Raw genomic sequence first — 1,172 nt, 5'->3', positions numbered from 1 at the left:
TGTTGATGCATTTGTTATAATTTTTACTATAACCCTGCCAACATAGATTCACGAACTTCATCTTCACAACGATGGCAGGCGAAAACTTCAATCCTTTGAACGTCACCAGTTACAAAACTATCACAATTATCGCAGCTAATCGCTGTCCAACCACGGTCTTCGCAATACACACATACCCATAGACCATCGACATTTACCACCGATGGTTCTTTGTCGTCGCAAGTATGGCAATAAGCTATATAATCACGCCCATCTTCCACTAAACATTCAGGGTCTTCTTTTTCATATAGTTTTTTGTATTGCTCTAACGCATACTCTGGGGTAATTTCTTCCGAACAATGTGGACAAAACTCGTCAGTTAACATGAAATATGCCATGTTTTTCTTACATGAGTAGCACTCAATTTCGGTGTGAATATCTTTTAATTTAAGTTTTTTTACATCACAAACCAAACACTCGATATCATGCCCCCAATGATATACCTTAGTAATTAGTGCGCTTTCTAATTTACAAGATGGACATTCTGAGATTTCATTACCTTTTTTACACTCTATTTCAATTTGAGGTTTAAGTGCTTCAAACTTTGCATTTAAGTACCCCATGTTTTTTGTAACTTTTTCTTGGAGTTGTTCAAACTGATCTTCGTAACCTTCAAAGTATGAGCGCCATTGTTGTGTAAGCAAATTATGTAAGTAATACCAAGAAGCCCAATGCTCAATAACTACACCTTCATTATTACCAACAAAATCGGTATGAGCAAAATGAACCAACTGATTACGATGCTCACTCAAAGCTTTAAAGTTTTCGAGTGCCGCTGTATTAAATTTCTCCCCACAAATATTACCTAGTCGTTTAACGGCTAGATCTAAATAAACAGAATGAAAATCACCATTTTCAAACTTAGATTTATTAGCATCATTAGGATTTGTAAGAATAAGAGTCCAATGTTCTTTCATTAATCTTGCTTTAAAAAATAATTCAATGGCTGTATACAAATCAATTATTGCAAATTTTGGTGAGGTTTCTAATCTTTCTACAGACGAATGAAGAAAGCTTAACCCATTAACGACTACTGAGTTGAACCACTCTTCAGAACTCTGTTTTTTTGTTTTATTTTAGCCACTTAAGCCTCCGAAAATTATAACGCCTGCATAACACGTTTACTACTATGC

At 35.1% G+C, this 1,172-nt stretch carries 1 protein-coding gene; it reads right to left on the bottom strand.

What is annotated here, in order from left to right:
* Positions 1–26 precede the first annotated feature (26 nt).
* Entirely contained in the window at positions 27–956 is a 930-nt protein-coding gene (locus tag A6E03_RS17940) for a hypothetical protein (RefSeq protein WP_083201876.1), read from the bottom strand.
* Positions 957–1,172: the final 216 nt, after the last annotated feature.

Origin of the sequence: Aliivibrio sp. 1S128 (assembly GCF_001691065.1) — a bacterium.
In the GTDB taxonomy this organism is placed as follows: domain Bacteria; phylum Pseudomonadota; class Gammaproteobacteria; order Enterobacterales; family Vibrionaceae; genus Aliivibrio.
Note: the sequence above shows the minus strand (reverse complement) of the source record. Positions and strands in the feature narration are given on the sequence as shown.

Excerpts from the sequence above, each read along its gene's own strand:
- A6E03_RS17940 (WP_083201876.1), bottom strand. The coding sequence starts at position 956 with ATGAAAGAACATTGGACTCTTATTCTTACAAATCCTAATGATGCTAAT.